The organism is Escherichia sp. XD33, from assembly GCF_019375075.1.
GTDB lineage: Bacteria > Pseudomonadota > Gammaproteobacteria > Enterobacterales > Enterobacteriaceae > Enterobacter > Enterobacter flexneri_A.
In genome coordinates this window covers 1-1,407 of sequence record NZ_JAENDM010000177.1, presented here as the reverse complement: position 1 = coordinate 1,407, position 1,407 = coordinate 1, and the positions used below count along the sequence as shown (strand labels likewise).

General features: G+C 38.7%; 2 protein-coding genes and 2 pseudogenes. 2 read left to right on the top strand and 2 right to left on the bottom strand.

The window, feature by feature from the left end; genetic code table 11:
- Positions 1–63 (top strand): hypothetical protein (locus K0778_RS28150; RefSeq protein WP_224236997.1); only part of this gene is annotated, 63 nt, incomplete at its 5' end.
- 61 nt (positions 64–124) lie between these two features.
- Here K0778_RS28150 and K0778_RS26045 read toward each other — a convergent pair.
- Positions 125–561, bottom strand: a pseudogene (locus tag K0778_RS26045) (EscU/YscU/HrcU family type III secretion system export apparatus switch protein); the annotation flags it as partial.
- Positions 562–569: 8 nt separating this feature from the next.
- Positions 570–1,274, bottom strand: a pseudogene (gene sctT, locus K0778_RS26040) (type III secretion system export apparatus subunit SctT); the annotation flags it as partial.
- Positions 1,275–1,343: 69 nt separating this feature from the next.
- Here sctT and K0778_RS26035 point away from each other — a divergent pair.
- Positions 1,344–1,407 (top strand): IS1 family transposase (locus K0778_RS26035; protein WP_001676991.1); only part of this gene is annotated, 64 nt, incomplete at its 3' end.

The following is a 1,407-nucleotide window of genomic DNA, read 5'->3' as shown; positions in this document are numbered from 1 at the left end:
CTGGTACGAGCGCTGAACAAAATGACGAAAGCAGGTATGCCTGAAAGCGTGCGTATTGCCTGAAAACACAACCCGCTACGGGGGAGACTTACCCGAAATCTGATTTATTCAACAAAGCCTCGCCAATGCAAAAAAAAATAATATAAAGAATTGCTTTAACAAATTCTTTTACGGTTTTTAAGCCAAATATACGCTTTAAGCCATTTACTGGATTCAATGAATCAAACTTAAATTTAACAGCTTCAGTTGCTAATTGCATTTTACTTTGAAACCAGGAGACAAGTATTGTTGTGAACATGCAAACCAGCAAAAAAGGAATGATCGTTTTCAACCAACCAACCCCCATAGCTTTAAAATAGTCCCAAATATCTGGTTTAGCGTTATGATCAAGGATGTATTCAAGAATCGACATAATGTGATGCACATCAAAAACATATCCGAGATATAAAGTACCCACAAGCATTATTACAGAGATGGTTAAGTCTCTACTTTTTAGAATTTGCCCTTTTTTAGAAGCATCCTGGAGTTTCTTTGTGTTGGCTTTTCAGTTTTATTGGCCATGAAACACTCTATTTCTCAATGTATAGTTGCAATTGTTCTGGGAAAAAGGATAACGGCATTACTCGTTCAGCCAGTATTGGGCCAAAATAAATAATTAATATTAAAAATGCCAGCGCACTTTTGACAGTCAGTGAAATGGCAAAAGCATTTAGTTGTGAAGCATAACGTGCCAGCAATCCCAGGACAGCCTCACCGCCCAGCATAACGGCAATCACGGGACTTGCGTAAACGATAGTATGAGTCATTATGTTATTAATATATGAGAATAAAGGCTCTAATTTAGGAAAATTAAAATTGCCTGAAGGCCATAAATTATAACTTTGCCAAAGAGTTTCCAGAATAAAGTTCAATCCACCGTTAGTAAGATAAACCGCTGCAGAGAATAGGTTAAATAATCTTGCTAATTCCGAAGTATCGACACCTGTAGCAGGATCCAAAGTACTACTTAACGTTGCACCACGTTGGTTATCGATAAAACTACCTATAGCAAGGAAAATCCAAAACGGGGATGATAATAAGCAAGCAATGAACAGCCCTATGATAATTTCTCTGGCAGCAAACAAAGCGATATCGATTTCATTTAAGGTCGATAATTCATAGTGGTAATGCTGAACTAATGCACATGATACCACTATTATTATTGGATGACGGACTACTGTTGGTATATTCCCACTGGCGAAAAATGGTAACAAATAGAAAGTTGGTGCCAATCGGCAAAAACCGAGCGGGTGATGCTGCCAACTTACTGATTTAGTGTATGATGGTGTTTTTGAGGTGCTCCAGTGGCTTCTGTTTCTATCAGCTGTCCCTCCTGTTCAGCTACTGACGGGGTGGTGCGTAACGGCA